Source organism: Vibrio sp. 1874, assembly GCF_033344395.1.
GTDB classification, from domain to species: Bacteria; Pseudomonadota; Gammaproteobacteria; order Enterobacterales; family Vibrionaceae; genus Vibrio; species Vibrio alginolyticus.
In genome coordinates this window covers 1-1,107 of the sequence record NZ_JAWPOR010000155.1, presented here as the reverse complement: position 1 = coordinate 1,107, position 1,107 = coordinate 1, and the positions used below count along the sequence as shown (strand labels likewise).

1 protein-coding gene is annotated in these 1,107 nt (G+C 37.6%); it reads right to left on the bottom strand.

The annotated features are described in order from the left end of the window. Nucleotides 1-1,107, bottom strand: a 1,107-nt coding sequence (locus tag R8N46_RS25285; RefSeq protein ID WP_318189786.1) for a DUF294 nucleotidyltransferase-like domain-containing protein, incomplete at both ends; no start/stop codon positions are given.

Below are 1,107 nucleotides of genomic sequence, written 5' to 3'. Positions count from 1 at the left end.
TCACTATTTAGTTCATCAAATAGTGACCTATCCCCGGAAATAAAGCGCACTTCAAGAAAGACATTAAGATTTAGTAACATATTGTACTCTGGATTGTTCGCCCATTTTCTGTAGAGCTGCTTCCAGATGAATAATGGCTGATTCCACTTTGGTGTAGCCGCCATAAAACGCCCATTACACAAAGGATACCCGCATTCCGCTAATCCTTTACATATATACATAGCAAAATGTCGAAAATAAATTCGGTCACTTTCTGTTGCTGAGTCATCAAGTACTAAAGCGTTATCTTGATCAGAACCTAAGTGAACCTCTCCTCTCGCATGCGAACCCGCCGCTAGCCAAGCATAATTACAAGGAGGTAAACCCACGTTTCTTTCTGCTAATTTAATCAATCGACAGGTAAAGGCATCATAAATCATCATTAAAACTTGCCCAATTACATTGGCTGGCAAATGCGATTCTATCATCGCCTCAAATACTGCCTGACGTTCTTTTACTAACAATGAAAGCGATTCTAAACTATTACACTTACTGATTTTTTCAATCAAAAAAACAGCCTGAATGCCATGCCTCTGAACTAACTCTTGAGGGCTAATCAAACCTAAAACCTGTTTATTTTTGTCAAGAACAGGGATATTACGAATATTGTGTTTCATCATCAGATTGAGCGCAGAAATAACGGGCTCATTTTGGTCAACACTCTGAGGATGAGCGTTCATAATATCCTCAACAGGTCTATAGATATTAAACGCCTCAGCAACCACTCTACTTGTCATGTCAGTCTCGGTAACCACTCCAACCAATGCATTGTCATTGGTAACCAAGGCACAAGTGCAGCCTTTTTTACTCATGATTTGTGCCACTTGCTGGATACTTTGGTTTGTATGCACCACCACAACATTATGATTGGCTAAATCTTTAGCCCTTTTAAAAAACAGGCTTTTTTCTACTTGTGAATACTGTGCTTTAATACTTGAAGTGAGACGTTGACTTGCACGGATTGCAACCTGGTTAACAACATTTTCAAAATTCGAAACTTCTTTTAGTAAAAACGCATAATTAATTTTATATATTAAACAATTTTCAATGGTTTTTACTTTATATTTA